18 protein-coding genes are annotated in these 16,826 nt (G+C 63.4%); 10 read left to right on the top strand and 8 right to left on the bottom strand.

Features of this window, described 5'->3' with window-relative positions; all coding sequences use genetic code 11:
* The first annotated feature begins 103 nt into the window (after window positions 1-103).
* Both NA8A_RS13540 and NA8A_RS13535 read left to right on the top strand, forming a co-directional pair.
* The gene (locus tag NA8A_RS13540; protein ID WP_009450879.1) at window positions 104-550 is read left to right on the top strand and encodes a GNAT family N-acetyltransferase; all 447 of its coding nucleotides are present in this window, start codon (window positions 104-106) and stop codon (window positions 548-550) included.
* Between the two features lie 5 nt (window positions 551-555).
* Window positions 556-1,746: a vWA domain-containing protein gene (locus NA8A_RS13535; RefSeq protein ID WP_009450878.1), complete on the top strand. Its 1,191-nt coding sequence runs from the start codon at window positions 556-558 to the stop codon at window positions 1,744-1,746.
* Between the two features lie 187 nt (window positions 1,747-1,933).
* Here the strand turns inward: NA8A_RS13535 and NA8A_RS13530 are convergent, their stop codons facing one another.
* The 6 genes from NA8A_RS13530 to hemC form a co-directional block, all read right to left on the bottom strand.
* On the bottom strand, window positions 1,934-2,719 hold the full coding sequence (locus NA8A_RS13530; protein ID WP_009450877.1) for a glutamine amidotransferase: 786 nt from the start codon (window positions 2,717-2,719) through the stop codon (window positions 1,934-1,936).
* Between the two features lie 10 nt (window positions 2,720-2,729).
* The gene (locus NA8A_RS13525; RefSeq protein WP_009450876.1) at window positions 2,730-3,194 is read right to left on the bottom strand and encodes a tellurite resistance TerB family protein; all 465 of its coding nucleotides are present in this window, start codon (window positions 3,192-3,194) and stop codon (window positions 2,730-2,732) included.
* 71 nt (window positions 3,195-3,265) lie between these two features.
* Window positions 3,266-4,894: a heme biosynthesis protein HemY gene (locus tag NA8A_RS13520; protein ID WP_009450875.1), complete on the bottom strand. Its 1,629-nt coding sequence runs from the start codon at window positions 4,892-4,894 to the stop codon at window positions 3,266-3,268.
* A gap of 5 nt (window positions 4,895-4,899) precedes the next feature.
* Entirely contained in the window at window positions 4,900-6,363 is a 1,464-nt protein-coding gene (locus NA8A_RS13515; protein ID WP_009450874.1) for a tail protein, read from the bottom strand.
* Window positions 6,364-6,460: 97 nt separating this feature from the next.
* Window positions 6,461-7,171, bottom strand: coding sequence for a uroporphyrinogen-III synthase (locus NA8A_RS13510; protein ID WP_009450873.1), 711 nt, complete (start codon window positions 7,169-7,171; stop codon window positions 6,461-6,463).
* 3 nt (window positions 7,172-7,174) lie between these two features.
* Window positions 7,175-8,104, bottom strand: a complete 930-nt coding sequence (gene hemC / locus NA8A_RS13505) for a hydroxymethylbilane synthase (RefSeq protein ID WP_009450872.1) — start codon at window positions 8,102-8,104, stop codon at window positions 7,175-7,177.
* Window positions 8,105-8,197: 93 nt separating this feature from the next.
* On the opposite strand from hemC, the gene tsaD reads away from it, so the two are divergent.
* The 8 genes from tsaD to NA8A_RS13465 all read left to right on the top strand — a co-directional run bounded on the left by tsaD (window position 8,198) and on the right by NA8A_RS13465 (window position 14,285).
* A complete protein-coding gene (gene tsaD / locus NA8A_RS13500; RefSeq protein WP_009450871.1) occupies window positions 8,198-9,283 on the top strand; it encodes a tRNA (adenosine(37)-N6)-threonylcarbamoyltransferase complex transferase subunit TsaD in 1,086 nt (361 codons plus the stop codon).
* The gene (locus NA8A_RS13495) at window positions 9,280-10,278 is read left to right on the top strand and encodes an NAD(P)H-dependent glycerol-3-phosphate dehydrogenase (protein WP_009450870.1); all 999 of its coding nucleotides are present in this window, start codon (window positions 9,280-9,282) and stop codon (window positions 10,276-10,278) included. The genes tsaD and NA8A_RS13495 overlap by 4 nt, the downstream gene beginning before the upstream one ends.
* Before the next feature lie 20 nt (window positions 10,279-10,298).
* Window positions 10,299-10,595 carry a YciI-like protein gene (locus NA8A_RS13490; protein ID WP_009450869.1) on the top strand — a complete coding sequence of 99 codons (297 nt, stop codon included), beginning with the start codon at window positions 10,299-10,301 and terminating at the stop codon, window positions 10,593-10,595.
* Window positions 10,595-11,020 (top strand): EVE domain-containing protein, encoded by a 426-nt coding sequence (locus tag NA8A_RS13485; protein WP_009450868.1) that lies wholly within the window; start codon window positions 10,595-10,597, stop codon window positions 11,018-11,020. Before NA8A_RS13490 ends, NA8A_RS13485 begins: the two co-directional genes overlap by 1 nt.
* Window positions 10,975-11,685, top strand: a complete 711-nt coding sequence (locus tag NA8A_RS13480) for a class I SAM-dependent methyltransferase (RefSeq protein WP_081581949.1) — start codon at window positions 10,975-10,977, stop codon at window positions 11,683-11,685. The genes NA8A_RS13485 and NA8A_RS13480 overlap by 46 nt, the downstream gene beginning before the upstream one ends.
* Window positions 11,686-11,737: 52 nt before the next feature.
* The gene (locus NA8A_RS13475) at window positions 11,738-12,145 is read left to right on the top strand and encodes a DUF1761 domain-containing protein (RefSeq protein ID WP_009450866.1); all 408 of its coding nucleotides are present in this window, start codon (window positions 11,738-11,740) and stop codon (window positions 12,143-12,145) included.
* Between the two features lie 106 nt (window positions 12,146-12,251).
* Window positions 12,252-12,524 (top strand): helix-turn-helix domain-containing protein, encoded by a 273-nt coding sequence (locus tag NA8A_RS13470; RefSeq protein WP_009450865.1) that lies wholly within the window; start codon window positions 12,252-12,254, stop codon window positions 12,522-12,524.
* 66 nt (window positions 12,525-12,590) lie between these two features.
* The gene (locus tag NA8A_RS13465) at window positions 12,591-14,285 is read left to right on the top strand and encodes a SulP family inorganic anion transporter (RefSeq protein ID WP_009450864.1); all 1,695 of its coding nucleotides are present in this window, start codon (window positions 12,591-12,593) and stop codon (window positions 14,283-14,285) included.
* A 31-nt stretch (window positions 14,286-14,316) separates the two neighbouring features.
* On the opposite strand, the gene NA8A_RS13460 is transcribed toward NA8A_RS13465, so the two are convergent.
* Window positions 14,317-14,970: a septation protein A gene (locus NA8A_RS13460; protein WP_009450863.1), complete on the bottom strand. Its 654-nt coding sequence runs from the start codon at window positions 14,968-14,970 to the stop codon at window positions 14,317-14,319.
* A 42-nt stretch (window positions 14,971-15,012) separates the two neighbouring features.
* Window positions 15,013-16,821: a signal recognition particle-docking protein FtsY gene (ftsY, locus tag NA8A_RS24705; protein WP_040672572.1), complete on the bottom strand. Its 1,809-nt coding sequence runs from the start codon at window positions 16,819-16,821 to the stop codon at window positions 15,013-15,015.
* Window positions 16,822-16,826 lie beyond the last annotated feature (5 nt).

The raw sequence follows: 16,826 nt of genomic DNA, 5'->3' as shown, positions 1-16,826 counted from the left end.
CCCCCCAATCGGCATATTCAGGCGCAAAGCCTGAAGGCCGCTGGCCCTTGCCGGGCGGTTCCTCCGCGAAAAGAGTGGAGCTACTCTCAGCAGGGGAAAGACAATGACCGACATCACGATCCGCCCGCTCGCCAGATCAGACGAAAAGGAATGGCGTCGCCTTTGGACCTCCTATCTGGAGTTCTACAAGACGAGCGTGCCCGAGGAAGTCTACGCCAGCACCTGGAAGCGGCTTCACGATACGGGCGAATACGAGCCGAACGGGCTGATTGCCGAGGTCGACGGCAAGGCGGTCGGTCTGGTGCATTACATGTTCCACCGCACATGCTGGGCCATCGGCAACAATTGCTACTTGCAAGATCTCTACGCCGACCCGGAAATCCGCGGCAAGGGCATAGGCCGGGCGTTGATCGAGGCGGTCTACAAAAAGGCCGATGAAACAGGCGCCGCCAATGTCTACTGGATGACGCAGGACTTCAACGAGACCGCCCGCAAACTCTATGACCGCATTGCCAAACTGACCCCGTTCATCAAATACCAGCGGAACTGAGGACGATGTTCATCCCCTTCTTCCTGGAACTCAAGGCAGCGCGCGTGCCGGTCTCGCTGCGCGAATATCTGTCGCTGCTTGAGGGCATGGAGAAGGGCCTCGTCACCTATGATGTGGAAGGCTTCTATTATCTCGCCCGCACGGCACTGGTGAAGGACGAACGGCATATCGACCGGTTCGACCGCGTGTTCGGCCATGTCTTCAAAGGCGTCGAGGCGGTCACAGGGCCGGAGGGCGTGGAGGAGCGCCCGATACCCGAGGAGTGGCTGCGCAAGCTGGCGGAAAAACATCTCACAGATGAGGAAAAGAAACTCGTGGAGGCCCTGGGCGGCTTCGAGAAGCTGATGGAAACGCTGAAGAAGCGGCTCGAGGAGCAGAAGGGCCGGCACCAAGGCGGCAGCAAATGGATCGGAACAGGGGGCACCTCCCCCTTCGGCGCCTATGGCTACAATCCCGAAGGCGTACGCATCGGCCAGCATGAATCGCGCCACCGCCGCGCGGTGAAAGTCTGGGATAAGCGCGAATTCAGGAACTTCGACGACACGGTCGAACTCGGCACTCGCAACATCAAGGTAGCGCTGAAGCGCCTGCGCCGCTGGGTGCGCGAGGGCGCGGAGGAAGAATTCGACCTGCCCGGCACGGTGCAGGCGACTGCCGAGCACGGCTATCTGGATGTGCGCACCCGTCCCGAACGCCGCAACGCCGTGAAGCTCCTGATGTTCTTCGACGTGGGCGGCTCCATGGACGACCATATCCGCATCGTGGAGGAGCTCTTTTCGGCCGCGCGCGCAGAGTTCAAGCACATGGAATATTTCTACTTCCACAACTGCCTCTATGAAGGCGTGTGGAAGGACAATCGCCGACGCTATTCCGAAGTGACCCCGACGCTTGATGTGCTTCACAAATACGGGCCCGATTACAAGGTGATCTTTGTCGGCGACGCCTCGATGAGCCCTTACGAGATCGCCTATCCCGGCGGCTCGGTGGAGCACTGGAACAAGGAGGCAGGGCATGTCTGGCTCGACCGCGTGCTCGCGCAATGGCCGAACACGATCTGGCTGAATCCAGTGCCGGAGAAGCACTGGGGCTACACCCACTCCATCCAGATGCTGCGGGAGATTTTCACAAACCGCATGTACCCGCTCACTCTGTCCGGCCTGGAAACCGCCACGCGGGAGCTTTCACGCAGGCATTGAGCAGGACGCGGCTCCCGCAAGCGCGGGATTGCGGCTAAAGCACACAGAACATGGAGGCGTAACCATTTCGGTTATGTCCTGGGTCTCACCGCAATAGCGCTGTGCGTGGTTCCGGGTTTGAAGCTCTCAGCCTCCCTCACCGTGAACATCCTGAGCTTGCCGAAAGGCGAAGCATAAACGACCGCGTCTACGCCACCCCGCGCCGCCCGACCATCCGGCGCCCGGCAGGATGCTGGCCACGGGCTTCGTCGCCGGCGCGGATATGCCCGGAATGCTCTCCGCCGAAGATCAACTGGAGAAAATCGATCAGCCATTGCTTCAAATGCTGGTCCCAGACGAGCCTGCCGCCCAGATGATCGCGTCCGGGCTGGGCGCCTGGCATGACAAAGCGCTGCGCGCCGCGCACCACCCATCGCTGCATCATCGCGCGTGTCAGCTCGCCATGGAACTGCACGCCCCACGCGTTTTCTCCATATCGGAAGGCCTGATTGGGATAAGTCTCCGCAGTGGCAAGCAGGGTGGTGTCCCGTGGCAGCGAAAACCCCTCGCGGTGAAACTGATAGACCATCTCCGGCCAGTGCAGAAGCCGCCGCCCCTCCTCGGTTGCCCGTAACGGGTACCAGCCGATTTCCACCAGCCCCCCATCATGGCCTTTGACCTGCCCGCCCAGATGCTTCACCAGCATTTGCGCACCAAGGCAAATCCCCAGAAACGGCTTGTTTTCGCGGAGAGGAACCTCAAGCCAATCGGTCTCGCGGCGCACGTAATCTTCGTGATCGTTAGCGCTCATCGGCCCGCCGAACACGACCGCACCGGCATAATCTTCCAGCGTGTCGGGAAGCGTCTGGCCAAGCGGTGGCCGCCGCACGTCAAGCGAGAAGCCGCTGGATTGCAAGACCTGCCCGACCCTCCCCGCGCTCGACGTCTCCTGGTGCAGAACGATGAGAATCTTGCGACTGGGTCCGGTTTGCATGGTTTGCTGGCTAGTTCCGGCTGGATTTTTCCTGGATTTCCTGGCGAAGCAGCACCCGATCGCGGCTGTCGACCCCGATCAGTTCGGCTACGCGCCAAACGAGATTATCCTCAAGTTCGTGCATTTCGCCATCCGCAAAGACGATCCCCCACATGAGACCGATAAACGCTTTGCGGGCATCGGCGTCGAGATGCCGCTTGAGAACACTGGTGAATGCGTAAAGATCGACGGCTTCCTGCTCGGCCTTTTCCCCGGCCTGCATCAGTTGTTCGAGCTCCGCTCCGCTCACATCGTATGTTTCCGACAGGATTTCCCGCAACCGCTTCATCTCCGCGTCGTCGCGAATGCCGTCCGCATCGAGCACGGTGAAGAGAAGGGCAGCCGCAGCCACACGCGGATCGTCCTCGGGCGAAATCCGCTTTTCGCGAGCCCCGCCGGGAAGATCTTTCAGAAAGGAGAGAATACTGTCGAACATAAGCCTTGCAATGCCGGTGTTTGAACCGTGGCAGCAACCCGCCCGAAGGCGAATCGCCGCTGTCTTCCTCTTTAAAATAGGCGGAAGCCGCTCTGCGTCGAGCCATTCGTTTCCTTATCCGGTTCCACACCCGGGTCGTCGGGAGAAGGCGGTGCGACAGGGGCTTCCTCTTCTTCGACAGAATTGGCGTTTGCCGGAACCGGCTTGCTGACGGTTGCGACAGCTTCAGCAGGTTTCGGCGAAACGCTCTCCTCTGTCTCTGGCTTATCCGGCATCGGCGGCTGCTCGGCTTCCGCTTCGATCACGACCGGCTCCTTGGCCATGGCGTCGTCGTTCTTCTGGGGGGCTTCCGGCTCGGGCGCGGGAATGGCGGGCGGCGTGAAATCCTCCTCGCCCTCGATCACCTGCGCCAGACGCTCAATGGGCGTGCGCCATTCGAACGCATCGAGCTTGCCAGTAACCGGTGAAATGGGCGCCCAGCGCTCCGAAACGAAGCCATCCGCCACCCATGCGGGATCGCGCGGCGCACGCAGCGCCTTGGCAAGCCACTGTCTCACGCGCCCCTGATCGCCGGTCTCGGCCTCCTCGATGTCGGCCATGAGCAGATAGACCGCTTCGCGCGGCCCCAGCCGCGCGGCAGTCTCGCAGGCTTCACGCGCCAGTTTGAACTCGCCGGCATCAAGCGCCGCGCGCCCGACGATGAGGGAGGATTCCGCATTGTTCTGCTTCAGCGATTCCAGACGCTTGGCGCGCGTCAGCCTGTCCTGTACGGAATCGCCGGGCCGCGCATGGATATAGACATCCGCGACCTCGGGATGCGGCTCCTTCTTCCAGACGCTCTCCAGCACCTTGGAACCCTTGCGCAGCTCATTGAGACGGAACAGTGCCCGGCCCGCCACGACTGCGGCCGGCACGAAATCGGGCCGCAGCTTGTGGGCTTCAAGCCCTGCCATGCGCGCGGCTTGCGGATCGCTGTCCAGAATATCGTTGGCCTTGGCCGTAAGCAGCACGGCGCGACGGCGGGACGCCACCTCCTTCGCCGTCGTTCCGGACGGCTTGCGCCCGTCGAGCAGCTTCATCGCGCCGTCCCAGTCTCCCTCCGCGGTCTTGCCTTCGAGTGCCGCCGTCGCTGCCCATTCGAGCTGCGGGGCGGCTTCTGCAGCGCGCTCGGCATAATGCCGCGCGGCCTCACGTTCGCCCATGCGCTCGGCCTCGAGATAGAGCCCGCGCAGACCGAGCAGGCGCATCTCCGGATCGTCGAGCATGGCGGTGAACTTCTCGCGGGCCGCGTTGCGATCCCCATCGAGCAGAGCGGCCTGAGCGTCGAGAAGATGGATCAGCGGCTCCTGATCGGAGGAAATGAGCTTGGCTGCCTGCTGGCTCATACGCCGCGCAAGCCCACCATCCCCCGCACCCGCCGCGATCATGCCCGTGGAAAGCGCCTGATAACCCCGGTCACGCCTGCGCACCCGAAAATAGCGGGCCACCGTATAGGGGCTCGTCCAGATGCTGCGAACGAGCCACCACAACACCATGATCGCCGCCACCAGGGCAACAACGGCCACTGCCGCCGTCATCAGCGAGACCTCGTAACGATTGCCAGCGAAAACGAGATCGAGCTGCCCAGGCCTATCGGCCAGCCAGGCAAAGCCCAGCCCAAGCAGGAAAATGACAACGAGATAGAAGAGAATGCGGAACATCTGCGCTATGCCCCCTTGAGCGCATTGGAGAGCGCCCTGTCGAGCGCCTCATCGGCGGCCTGCCGGGCTTCCAGCTTACGGGCGAAATCGGCTGCAGCCGCCTTGCCCGCCTCCGGCAGGGTCGCATATTCGGCCAGCGCCTTGCGGTAGTCATTGGCAATCACCGCCGCCTCCATGCGGGCGGCAATAGCCGGCGGCTCGCTGCCTTCCACACTGCCCACCGGACGCACCACCACGAGCGAGCGGGCACTGGCCATAAGGCTGTCGATCATGCCGCCATCGCTGGCCGCCGAACGATTGGTCGCCTGCACGATGCTGCTCGCCACCTGCGGGGCCTCGACCGCCAGGCTGGCGCGGCTCGGAAGACCGGTTGCAGCAAAGGGGCGCAGCGCCTCCAGCGCACCCGCCTCGCCTTCAGGCGCAACAGCAGCAAAGGCATCGAGTTCGCCGGAGAAGGATGACCCGCGATCAACGGCGGATTTCAACGCCGTCGCTGCCATGATTGCAGCCAGCTTCGAGGCGCTGCCGCCTTCCTCGACACGGTCCTTCAAGGTTGCAAGCTCATTGCCGAAATTGGCGAGCGCCGCCGCGTTGTCGGAGGCCGACTTCGCGGCCTGATCGGCATTCGAAGACACCTTGCCCAATTCCACCTGCAATTCCGCGACCTGCCGGGAAACCGGCTCGACGGCCGCATTCACAGCGCCCGCGTCAGAACTGGAGGAGCCCGCTTCCTCGATCTTGGCAACGCGTGCAGAAAGCGCCTCAAGGCCCGGCCCTTCGCCGGCCCCGCCGGAAGAGACCGACTGCTGGAGCGTGGAAAGCTCGGTACTCAGCGCGGAAATGCGTCCATCCAGCGAATTGGCGAGGTCTGTCGCCTGCGTCAGGGCAGCACTCACGTCCTCCCCGTTCGTGGCCTGGAGGGCCTCCTGCTGATCGTTGAGCTTCGTTTCCAGCGCAGCAAGCTGCTGACGCAACGTTTCGATGGCCGGATCGGCCGTCTTCGGCTCGGGTCTGAGGCCGGGCAGAAGGCCCGACCATTGCAGGCCCGCCGCAAGAGCGAGCGCAATCACGCCACCGGCAACGCCCGCCCCGAACATGCCGCCGGCGCCTCGCCCCGTGGGCTTTGCCGCTGTAGCAGGCTTCGCGGATTGCGATTTCGGCTCTTCCGCTTTTTCCTGTTTCGGCTTGTCGTTCCCCGGAATCCCGGATCCGGAAGACGGCCGCCCGAATTCGCCCGGTTTTCCGGCAGCCGCACCCGAAACCTTTTCCCTTTCCGGGGTCACAGAGCTGGACGGCTGCATCGTTTCGGTCTTTCCACTCGCATCTGCATCGGGCTTTGCTGTCTGCACAGGCTCTTTCGCCGCCGCGCCTCCATCCGCCGTCTCGCGCCTGACCTGATCCGGATCGAGATCGATCGTCACCGGCTCCCGCTGGGTTTTGGAATGGCGCGTTCTCGGCGTTTTGACCATCAGGCAACTCCGCTGGCAAAAGACAAATCCGGCGCCGTGTGCGGCGCATATGAAGTCCTATCACACCAACATGTGGTGAAAACAGGGGCTGGCGCTCTCAGCCTTTCGGCGCAAGCAGCGAAAGAAGGCTCTCTTCACTCGGAGAAGCCGCAATTTCGGTTCTTTTCGGCGCGATTGGCTGCAAGGCATCGGCGATGCGCTGCGACAGGCAATAAAATGTCGCACCCAAAAGTTTCGTTCGGGTGAAAGGGTCCCGCATCAGCCGGCAGAATTGCACTGCACCATTCGCCGAGTGAAGCAGCACCGCATCGACGGGCGCTTCACCCAGAACCTTCTCGATTTCCATAGCAGAAGGTTCCAGCGGCAGCGTGTCGTAAATCTCGATCAGCCGGGGGAGATGTCCCGCTGCCTTCAAGCGCATCTCAAGCACGTCACGGCGAACCCGCCCGCACAGCACGGTGACATGGCATGGCGCTGCAAAATCGGCATCGATCCGCCGGGTGAGACCTTCCGCATCGCCCGCATCCTCGTTCACCACATCAAGACCGGCAGACCGCGCCTCGCGCCCCGTTCTTATGCCCACGGCATAAACCGGCTTGTCCTTCAGCGCATCGAGGATGGAGCCAGGAGCATGACGGATGGCGTTGGGGCTCGTGACGGCAACAACATCCACCAACGTCTTCGCGATGTCGGGCTGCAACGGCACGGTTTTCGTCAGCGGCAAAATCAAGGGCTCGAAACCGCGCTCGATCAGCCGTGCCTTCGTTTCGGCAGCGCCCGGTTCAGGCCGCGTGACGAGCACCCGCATGGGTCACGTCCAGCTCTCGAAGAAGCGTGTTCCAGCCTTCTCCCGGATCGCGGCGCCCAGCGAAGCACCGATGCGCGCGGCATCGATTGCCTTTCCTTCGTCGGAAATCTCATGCACTTCGCGGCCGTCCGGCGTCAGAACCATGCCATGGAAACGCAGAGCATCCCCCTCCACCCGGGCAAGCCCGGCAATAGGAGTGCGGCACGAGCCATCGAGCGTGCCGAGAAAGGCACGCTCACAGGCAAGCTCAGCCCCGGTCGGCGCGTGGTGGATCGCGGCGACCATCGGCCCGATGCGGGCATCCCCGATGCGGCTTTCGATACAGATCGCCCCCTGCCCCAGGGCCGGGGGGAAACGGGCGGGATCCATCACCTCACTCGCCACGTGCTCCATTCCGAGCCGCTTGAGGCCGGCAAGGGCAAGCAGCGTGCCCTCCGCAACCCCTTCCTCAAGCTTGCGCAATCGGGTCTGGACATTGCCGCGGAACATGCCGACCTCCAGGTCCGGCCTCAATCGCAGCACCAGCGCCTGCCGGCGCAGCGAGGAGGTGCCAAGCTTGGCGCCATGGGCAAGATGTTCGAGACTTGCCACGCTGCGCCCGATAAACACATCGCGCACATCCTCGCGCTCGAGGAACGCGGAGATTTCCAGCCCGTCCGGCAGAACGGTCGGCATGTCCTTTGAGGAATGCACCGCCAGATCGATACGCCCGTCGAGCAGCGCCTCCTCGATCTCCTTGGTAAAGAGGCCTTTACCGCCCACTTGCGCCAAAGGCCGGTCGAGGATGCGGTCGCCGGCAGTGGAGATGACGACGATCTCGAACTTCTCCTCCGGCAGGCCGTGGGCGGCCATCAGCCTGGCGCGCACTTCCGCCGCCTGAGCCATGGCCAGCGCGCTGCCGCGCGTCCCGATCTTCACCATATCCGTTTGCATGCCGTCTCGTCCGTGCTAACCCGCATCCGAACCGGATGCTCCTCTCCCCTAACGGGGATTGGTCGCGACGGCAACATGAGTGGGTAAGGCTGAATGACGCGCATCCTTGGCATCGAGACGAGTTGCGACGAGACGGCGGCTGCGGTGATCGAGGACGCAGGCGACGCGGCCAAGATTCTGTCGAATGTCGTTCTGAGCCAGATCGAGGAACACGCGGCTTTCGGTGGCGTGGTGCCTGAAATCGCCGCGCGCGCCCATGTGGAAGCCCTCGATGGCGTGATCGAAGCCGCCCTTGCGGAAGCGGGCGTGACACTCGATACCGTCGACGCAGTGGCTGCCACGGCGGGGCCGGGCCTGATCGGCGGGCTGATCGTCGGACTGACCACCGCAAAAGCGCTCGCCGCCGCCGCCGGCAAACCGCTCATCCCGATCAACCATCTGGAAGGCCATGCACTGACTGCACGGCTGACGGACGGGCTGGAATTTCCCTATCTCCTGCTTCTGGTTTCCGGCGGTCACACACAGATCGTCCATGTAGCGGGCGTAGACCGCTACGCGCGTTGGGCTTCAACGATAGACGACGCGCTAGGCGAAGCTTTCGACAAGACCGCAAAGCTGCTCGGCCTGCCCTATCCCGGCGGCCCGAGCGTCGAGAAAGCGGCTTCGACCGGAAATCCGCGCCGTTTCAGTTTTCCCCGGCCGCTCAAGGGCGAGGCACGACCTGATTTTTCCTTCTCCGGCCTGAAAACCGCCGTGCGCCGCGCCGCAACCGAGCTCAGCCCTCTTTCGGATCAGGACGTCGCAGACATTTGCGCATCTTTCCAGCGCGCCGTGACCGAAACCCTGTCCGACCGCGTGGTGCGAAGCCTCGAACGGTTTCGCTCCGAACATCCGGACCTTGACACTCCCGCGCTTGTCGTGGCCGGCGGCGTCGCCGCAAACCAGGCGATCCGCGCCGCACTGGAGGAGCTTTGCCGCGAGCATGGCTTCCGCCTCGTCGCTCCACCGATCAAACTGTGCGGCGACAACGCTGCAATGATCGCATGGGCCGGCATGGAGCGGCTCAAGGCCGGTCTGGCGGAAGACGATGCTCTTTCCTTCGCCCCTCGCCCACGCTGGCCGCTCGATTCAAGTTCCGCTCCGCTCTTCGGCGCGGGCAAGAGAGGAGCCAAGGCATGACCTCTTCCCGCACTCCTTCCTGGACGATAAGCGTGCTCGGAGCCGGCGCCTGGGGCACGGCCCTTGGCGCGACCATGCTTTCAGCAGGCCATACGGCAAGGCTCTGGGCCCGCGATCCGGCACTGGTCGATGAGATCAACACCGACCGGCGCAACAGCCGCTATCTGCCTGGCATCGAACTCGCCCCCCGGCTGGCCGCAACCACCAGTATGGAGGAAGCGCTTCAGGATGCTGACTGCATTCTGGCCGTCACGCCCGCCCAGAGCTTACGGGCCGTTCTGAAAGCGGCAAAGCCGCATATTCTGAAAAGTGTACCCGTCGTTCTGTGCGCCAAGGGCATCGAACGCGAGACCGGTCGCCTCATGTCGGAAATCGCTGCGGAAATCCTCCCCGGAAATCCGGTAGCCGCACTCTCCGGCCCGAGCTTCGCCGCCGATCTCGCGCGCGGCCTACCCACCGCCGTCACCGTGGCGGCGGAAGATGTGGAACTGGCCGCAAGGCTTGCCGAACGCCTGTCGGCGCCCCACCTGCGCTGCTACTCGACCGACGACCTGAGGGGCGTGGAGATCGGCGGGGCTCTGAAGAACGTGCTCGCCATCGCAGCCGGTGCTACAAGCGGCGCAGGGCTGGGCGCCAGCGCCGGTGCCGCCCTCATCACCCGCGGCTTCGTGGAACTGCGACGGGTCGGCGCTGCCTTCGGCGCACGGCCTGAAACCCTGATGGGCCTTTCGGGCCTTGGCGATCTCATTCTTACTTGCGGCTCCGAGCAATCGCGCAACTTCGCCTATGGCGTGGCGCTGGGGCGCGGCGAAAGCCTCGATGGCCGGCCGCTCGCCGAAGGCGCACACACGGCCGGCATCGCCGCGCGCATAGTGCGCGAACGCGGGTTGGAAGCTCCGATCATCGAAAGCGTCACCGAGCTTCTGGCCGGCCGCATCACCGTGGAAAAGGCTATGCAGGCCCTGCTTGCACGGCCGTTGAAAAGCGAAAACTGAGACTGCGAAAAGGGAGAGCCATGATTTTCGCCATCATCTGCAAGGACAAGCCGGGCCATCTGGACACCCGTATGAATACGCGCCCGGCCCATGTGGACTACCTGAACGGCCTCAACGCGGCCGGAACGCTCAAATTCGCCGGCCCCTTCCTCGATGACGCCGGCAAGCCCTGCGGCAGCCTGGTGGCGGTGGAAGCGACCGACAAGGCCGGTGCCGAATTGATCGCGGCGGGCGACCCTTACGCCCTTGCCGGCCTTTTCGAATCCGTCGAAATTCAGCCTTGGAACTGGGTCTTCAACAATCCGGAGAACGCATGATGGCCTATTGGTTGTTCAAGTCCGAACCTTCCAGCTGGTCATGGGAGATGCAGAAGAAGAAGGGCGACAAGGGCCAGGAATGGGACGGCGTGCGCAACTATCAGGCACGCAACAACATGCGCGCGATGAAAGTCGGCGATCTCGGCTTCTTCTACCATTCGGTGAAGGAGACGAGCGTGGTCGGCATCGTCGAGGTCTGCGGGCTCGCCCACCCCGATTCCACCACCGACGATCCGCGCTGGGAATGCGTGGACATCCGGGCCGTGAAGGACATGCCGAAAGCCGTGACGCTGGCCGACATCAAAGCCAATCCCAAGCTTGAGGAGATGATCCTGGTCAACAATTCGCGCCTTTCCGTCCAGCCCGTCAGCAAGGCGGAATGGCTGGAAATCTGCCGCATGGGCGGGCTCGACAAAGCCCCGTGAAAGGCCCCGTGAAGCGCCTCACAGCCGACGGCGCGGAAGGTTTCATCCGCGCCAACACCGCGCTTTCGCATCCGCCTCATGTTCCCGAGATCGTGCTCCACCTCGCCGACGAGGCGCACGATCTGTGGCATCGCACCGAGGAGGAGCTGGCCGGCATTGGCTTGCCGCCGCCGTTCTGGGCCTTCGCCTGGGCCGGCGGACAGGGGCTTGCCCGTTATATTCTGGACCATCCGGAGACCGTGAGCGGCAAAGCCGTTCTCGATTTTGCAAGCGGCTCGGGCCTCGTCGCGATCGCGGCTGCCAAGGCAGGTGCCGGAAGCATTCTCGCCGCAGACATAGACCCTTTCGCAGAACCCGCCTGCCGGCTCAACATGGCGGCCAACGCGGTGACGTTCGATGTCACGGACAAGAACCTTGTCGGGCAAACCGGCGAATGGGACGTCGTGCTGGCGGGGGATGTTTTCTACGACCGTGAGATGACCGGGGCGCTTGTTCCTTGGTTTGAGGTGCTTGCCGCCAACGGAACGCTCATCCTCGTTGGCGACCCCGGTCGCAGCTATCTGCCGAAAACACGGCTTCGCGAATGCGCGGTCTATTCAGTGCCGGTCACCCGCGCATTGGAAGATGCCGAGATCAAACGCACCACCGTCTGGCAATTTTCTTGACCTGCACCGCGCGCCGCGATTCAATCCGCGCGCCCTCACCTGGAGAAAAACCATGGATTTCGCCGGCCTCAACTATGTTGCGATTCCTCTCGCAGCCGTCGCCGCCTTTCTCTTCGGCGCGCTCTACTACGGCCTATTCGGCAAGCCGTGGATGAACGCCGCCCGCATAGAACCGCAGCAGGGCAAAACCCCGCTCACCCCCTTCATTACCGGCTTTATTGCCGAACTCATCATGGCATGGGTTCTGGCAGGCGTGATCGGCCATCTTGGCGTGGGTCAGGTCACTCCGCTCAACGGCATCATTTCCGGCGCATTCATCTGGTTCGGGTTCATCGCGACCACCATCGCCACGAACCAGCGCTATCAGGGCTTCGGCTGGACGCTGACATTGATCGACGCTGGCCACTGGCTGGGCGTCGCGCTCATCATGGGCGGCGTGATCGGATGGCTCGGTGTATGACAAACGCTGCTCCGAAAGCTCCCATGAATCATATCCAAAACCTCATCAATGATGTTCTAGACATCAATAATGAGTTATTGTATATGGACATTCTGACGGAGCGCCAATGATCACCGCAGCACAAATGCGCGCCGCCCGCGCCCTTCTGGGGATTGACCAGAAGCAACTGGCTGAACTCGCCGGGGTATCGCTCCCCACCATCCAGCGCATGGAGGCGAGCGAGGGCAATGTGCGCGGCGTGGTGGACACGCTTTCCAAGGTGGTCGAGGCGCTGGGCGAAGCCGGCATCGAGCTCATCGGCGACAATGCGCCGAGCATCGGCACGGGCCGTGGCGTACGCTTCAGGGAAGCGGCCGCTCTGAAACCCAGATCCGTCTGAACATGCAACGGCGACCGCCAGCCTGATGCCGACGGCCCCGCTGCCGACGGCATGAGGAAAGTGGCGATGTCCGCCCGCACAAAACAGAATTCCGCCTTCAGCGCGCTTTTCACCCCGAAACTCGTCACCGTGCTCCGCGAGGGGTACGGCTTCGATGCCTTCAAGGCCGACCTGATTTCAGGCCTGACGGTGGCGATCATCGCGCTGCCGCTTTCCATGGCCATCGCGATCGCTTCCGGCGTCCCGCCCGAACGCGGGCTCTATACCGCCATTGTCGGCGGTTTTCTCGTTTCCCTGCTTGGCGGCAGCCGGTTCCAGATCGGCGGGCCGGCGGGTGCCTTCATCGTCCTGGTCTTTGCCACGGTGCAGGTGCATGGTGTCGAAGGCCTGTTGCTCGCCACCTTCCTTTCGGGCTTCTTTCTGCTCGCGGTGGGCTTTCTTCGGCTTGGCACTTTCATCAAATATGTGCCCTACCCCGTGACCGTCGGCTTCACCTCGGGCATTGCCGTCATCATTCTGGCAAGCCAGCTGAAGGACCTGTTCGGGCTGACACTCGCGGGCGGTGAACCCGGCCCGTTCATCCCCAAGCTCAAGGCGCTCGCCGAGGCTGCCCCCAGCTTCAACCTCGCAGCCCTTCTGGTAGCCGCCGGTTCCATCGCCATCATCGTCGGCCTGCGCCGCATTCGGCCAGGTTGGCCGGGCTTCCTGATCGCGGTGATCTGCGCAACCCTTGCCGCCTGGCTGTTTGACCTGCCGGTGGAAACCATCGGCACGCGCTTCGGCGGCATCCCGCAAATGCTTCCCGCTCCGCATCTGCCGGACCTTTCCCTCGACAAGATCATCGCTGTCCTTCCGGCGGCGCTCTCCTTCACGCTCCTTGGTGGTATAGAAAGCCTGCTTTCAGCCGTCGTCGCCGATTCCATGACAGGACGCCGCCACCGGTCCAATTGCGAACTTGTCGCTCAGGGCGTCGCCAATATCGGTTCGGCGCTGTTCGGGGGCATCTGCGTGACCGGCACCATCGCCCGCACGGCAGCCAATGTCCGCGCCGGCGCGCGCGGCCCGGTCTCCGGCATGCTGCATTCGCTGTTCCTGCTGGCTTTCATGCTGGTTGCCGCACCGCTGGCGCGCTTCATCCCGCTCGCTGCCCTTGCCGGCATTCTGGCGGTAGTCGCCTGGAACATGGCCGAGAAGCATCAGTTCGCTGCCCTTCTGCGCTCTTCGAGAGGCGATGCAGTGGTGCTTCTGATCACATTCCTGCTGGTCGTCTTCCGCGATCTGACCGAAGGCATTCTCGTCGGCTTCGGCCTCGGCGCTCTGCTCTTCCTGCATCGCATGTCGGAGGCGGTGCGCGTCGAACACGGCATCGCCTCGATCACCGACCGACCCGACAATGGAGAGGAGCCTTATGCGCCAGACATCGCAACCGACGATACCGTCGTGGTCTACCGGATTTCAGGCGCGTTCTTCTTCGGCGCTGCCGCAGCGGTCGGCGCAGCCCTCGACCGGATCGGCGGCAAGCCGCGCGCCTATGTCATCGACATTTCATCCGTACTGATGCTGGATTCCACCGCCGCCGCCACCATCGAAGGCTTTGCGCGCAAGGCGCGTCAGGCGGAAGCGAGCGTCTACCTCGTCGGCGCCAATCCGCAGATTCGCAAACTCCTGCGCACCCACGGCCTGCGGCCTCCCCATCTTCGCTTCTACGGAGCATTGAAAGACGCTGTGGCCGCAGCCCGCAGGCAGAGCCAGGCAAGCTGAGAACGCATACAAAACCGGCAATACGGAGCGCTTATTTGCGCGCTCCACCTTCCTTTTCCTCCAGCGAGTGCCGCATGATCAGCGGCATCTGGCTCATCGTGAAAAGAATGGTGATGGGCATGATGCCCCACACCTTGAAGGCGACCCAGGTGTCAGTGGAGAACATCCGCCACACCACCTCGTTGACCACGGCGAGAAACAGGAAAAACAGCCCCCAGCGCAGCGTGAGCTTACGCCATCCTTCCGCATCGAGCTTGAACGCGGAATCGAAGACATAGCCAAGCAGCGACTTGCCGAAGACCAGCCCGCCGAGCAGCACCCCGCCGAACAGCATGTTGACGATGGTCGGCTTCATCTTGATGAAAGTCTCGTTGTGCAGATAAAGCGTCAGCGCGCCGAAGACGAGCACCACCACGCCCGATACCAGCGGCATAATCGGCAGACTGCGGGTGAGAAACCAGGAGGCGACCAGCGCCACGACGGTTGCCACCATGAACAGGCCGGTGGCCATAAAGATCGGCCCACCGAGCATCGTCAGGGCCGGAAAACGCTCCGCCAGCCAATCTCCTCGCGCGTTGACGAAGAAGAAGACCAGAAGCGGGCCAAGCTCAAGGGCCAGCTTCAACAGCGGGTTCAGCTCCTTGCGCTTCGGATCCGAGGGATCGCGCTCGAATAGATCGCTCATGGGCGAAACTCCTTGGATTCAGTGAAAGGGACGCCCATTCGCTCAGGCCAACCCCGCGATTGCCTTGGCGAAGTCGCCAGCGGAGAAGGGCTCCAGGTCGTCCACCCCTTCACCAACGCCAATGAAATAGACCGGCAATTTGTGCTTGGCGGCAATCGCCACGAGGATGCCGCCACGCGCCGTTCCATCGAGCTTCGTCATCACCAGCCCGTTGACGCCCGCCACGTTGCGGAAGATTTCCACCTGGTTGAGCGCATTCTGGCCGGTGGTGGCATCGACCGTCTGCAACACTGTGTGCGGCGCTTCGGGATCCTGCTTGCCGAGCACGCGAACGATCTTCTCGAGTTCGGCCATCAGCTCCGCCTTGTTCTGAAGGCGGCCTGCCGTATCGATGATCACCACATCCGATCCCGCCTCCTTCGCCTTCTCATAGGCATCGTAGGCGAGCCCCGCCGCATCCGCGCCGAGCTTGGAGGAGACCACCGGCGAGCCAGTGCGCTCGCCCCAGATCTTCAACTGCTCGATCGCCGCCGCACGGAACGTATCCCCCGCACCAAGCGTCACCGAAAGCCCGCCCTCTGTCAGCTTGGCGGCGAGCTTGCCGATGGTCGTGGTCTTGCCCGTCCCGTTGACGCCGACGACGAGGATCACATGCGGCTTGTGCGACAGGTCGAGCTCGAGGGGCTTGGCGACCGGCGCCAGAACCTTCTCGATCTCCTCGGCCATCACCGCCTGCACTTCATCGCCGGAAATATCCTTGCCGTAGCGGCCCGAAGCCAGCGCATCGGTAACGCGCATTGCGGTTTCCAGGCCAAGGTCGGCACGCAGGAGCACGTCTTCGAGATCCTGAAGCGTGTCTTCGTCCAGCTTCCGCTTTGTGAAGATGCCGGCAATGGAATCGCGCAGTTCCCGCGAGGACCGCGACAACCCCTCACGCAACCGCTGGAACCAGGGCTTTTTGGGCTCTGCCACCACCGGCTCCGGAACAACCTCGTGCTCGCGCTCCACGGCCTTGGAAACGGTGACCTTGCCGGGCGCGGAAGGTGCGGGTGGTTCTTCGACCGTCTCCGGCTCTGGAGCCGGCATCTCCGCTTCATCCCTTCTCCCCGCTTGCGGTGAGAGGGTGCCGGCAGAGGGATCAGCGGCGGACTCGACAGGCGCGGGCACAGGCTCCGCCGTCGCGGCGTCACTCGCCGCAGGGGCAGCATCGCTTGCCGCGCGTGGGGCCCCGTCCTCACCTTCTCCCCGCGAGCGGGGAGAAAGGGGTGTGAGTGTCGCGTCGGCTTGTTCGGCCTCTGGCTCTGGCTCTGGCTCTGGCTCTGGCTCTGGCTCTGGCTCTGGCTCTGGCTCTGGCTCTGGCTCTGGCTCTGGCTCTGGCTCTGGCTCTGGCTCTGGCTCTGGCTCTGGCTCTGGCTCTGGCTCTGGCTCTGGCTCTGGCTCTGGCTCTGGCTCTGGCTCTGGCTCTGGCTCTGGCTCTGGCTCTGGCTCTGGCTCTGGCTCTGGCTCTGGCTCTGGCTCTGGCTCTGGCTCTGGCTCTGGCTCTGGCTCTGGCTCTGGCTCTGGCTCTGGCTCTGGCTCTGGCTCTGGCTCTGGCTCTGGCTCTGGCTCTGGCTCTGGCTCTGGCTCTGGCTCTGGCTCTGGCTCTGGAACGATTTCGCGGGCAGGTTCTTCAGGCGTCAAGGGCTCGGCTGCTGCCGGCACAGCACTTTCGGCGGCCTGTCGCGCGGCGGCATCTGCGGCATCTTCAGTGGCGATGGTTACGGCTTGCGTCTCGGCCGTCTCATCCCCGCTTTTTTCCTCGACCTGCTTCTTGCCGAACGAAAAGACCTTCTTGATAAATCCGAATGCCATGCCTG

The sequence above is a fragment of the Nitratireductor indicus C115 genome, from assembly GCF_000300515.1.
Classification (GTDB): Bacteria; Pseudomonadota; Alphaproteobacteria; order Rhizobiales; family Rhizobiaceae; genus Nitratireductor; species Nitratireductor indicus.
The sequence above is the reverse complement of the archived record's forward strand: the minus strand, read 5'-3'. Positions and strand labels throughout refer to the sequence as shown.

Excerpts from the sequence above, each read along its gene's own strand:
- NA8A_RS13540 (WP_009450879.1), top strand. The coding sequence starts at position 104 with ATGACCGACATCACGATCCGCCCGCTCGCCAGATCAGACGAAAAGGAA.
- NA8A_RS13535 (WP_009450878.1), top strand. The coding sequence starts at position 556 with ATGTTCATCCCCTTCTTCCTGGAACTCAAGGCAGCGCGCGTGCCGGTC.
- NA8A_RS13530 (WP_009450877.1), bottom strand. The coding sequence starts at position 2,719 with ATGCAAACCGGACCCAGTCGCAAGATTCTCATCGTTCTGCACCAGGAG.
- NA8A_RS13525 (WP_009450876.1), bottom strand. The coding sequence starts at position 3,194 with ATGTTCGACAGTATTCTCTCCTTTCTGAAAGATCTTCCCGGCGGGGCT.
- NA8A_RS13520 (WP_009450875.1), bottom strand. The coding sequence starts at position 4,894 with ATGTTCCGCATTCTCTTCTATCTCGTTGTCATTTTCCTGCTTGGGCTG.
- NA8A_RS13515 (WP_009450874.1), bottom strand. The coding sequence starts at position 6,363 with ATGGTCAAAACGCCGAGAACGCGCCATTCCAAAACCCAGCGGGAGCCG.
- NA8A_RS13510 (WP_009450873.1), bottom strand. The coding sequence starts at position 7,171 with ATGCGGGTGCTCGTCACGCGGCCTGAACCGGGCGCTGCCGAAACGAAG.
- hemC (WP_009450872.1), bottom strand. The coding sequence starts at position 8,104 with ATGCAAACGGATATGGTGAAGATCGGGACGCGCGGCAGCGCGCTGGCC.
- tsaD (WP_009450871.1), top strand. The coding sequence starts at position 8,198 with ATGACGCGCATCCTTGGCATCGAGACGAGTTGCGACGAGACGGCGGCT.
- NA8A_RS13495 (WP_009450870.1), top strand. The coding sequence starts at position 9,280 with ATGACCTCTTCCCGCACTCCTTCCTGGACGATAAGCGTGCTCGGAGCC.
- NA8A_RS13490 (WP_009450869.1), top strand. The coding sequence starts at position 10,299 with ATGATTTTCGCCATCATCTGCAAGGACAAGCCGGGCCATCTGGACACC.
- NA8A_RS13485 (WP_009450868.1), top strand. The coding sequence starts at position 10,595 with ATGGCCTATTGGTTGTTCAAGTCCGAACCTTCCAGCTGGTCATGGGAG.
- NA8A_RS13480 (WP_081581949.1), top strand. The coding sequence starts at position 10,975 with ATGGCTGGAAATCTGCCGCATGGGCGGGCTCGACAAAGCCCCGTGAAA.
- NA8A_RS13475 (WP_009450866.1), top strand. The coding sequence starts at position 11,738 with ATGGATTTCGCCGGCCTCAACTATGTTGCGATTCCTCTCGCAGCCGTC.
- NA8A_RS13470 (WP_009450865.1), top strand. The coding sequence starts at position 12,252 with ATGATCACCGCAGCACAAATGCGCGCCGCCCGCGCCCTTCTGGGGATT.
- NA8A_RS13465 (WP_009450864.1), top strand. The coding sequence starts at position 12,591 with ATGTCCGCCCGCACAAAACAGAATTCCGCCTTCAGCGCGCTTTTCACC.
- NA8A_RS13460 (WP_009450863.1), bottom strand. The coding sequence starts at position 14,970 with ATGAGCGATCTATTCGAGCGCGATCCCTCGGATCCGAAGCGCAAGGAG.
- ftsY (WP_040672572.1), bottom strand. The coding sequence starts at position 16,821 with ATGGCATTCGGATTTATCAAGAAGGTCTTTTCGTTCGGCAAGAAGCAG.